This is a genomic window from Massilia norwichensis (genome assembly GCF_024753245.1).
GTDB classification, from domain to species: Bacteria; Pseudomonadota; Gammaproteobacteria; order Burkholderiales; family Burkholderiaceae_D; genus Telluria; species Telluria norwichensis.
In genome coordinates, this window is sequence record NZ_JANUGX010000102.1 from 1 (window position 1) to 263 (window position 263).

The 263-nt window shown below is 65.4% G+C and carries 1 protein-coding gene; it reads right to left on the bottom strand.

The genetic code is table 11. The annotated features are described in order from the left end of the window. Positions 1–263: flagellin N-terminal helical domain-containing protein (locus tag NX782_RS26305; protein WP_441295311.1), on the bottom strand; the 263-nt coding region annotated here is incomplete at both ends.

A 263-nucleotide genomic window follows, 5' to 3' on the forward strand; every position in this document is an offset into this window, starting at 1 on the left:
GTGCGGTCGTCGTCGGACGAGGAAGCGTCGGCGGCCTGGGTCGCCAGGTCCTTCATGCGGCTCAGGATGTTGGTGACTTCGTCCAGCGCGCCTTCGGCGGTCTGCATCATCGAGATCGAGTTCTGGGTGTTGCGCATGGCCACGGCCATGCCGCTGCTTTGTGCTTTCAGACGGGTTGCGATCTGCAGGCCGGCGGCGTCGTCCATGGCCGAGTTGATGCGGTAGCCGGTCGACAGGCGGGTCATCGAGGTCGACAGGCTGGT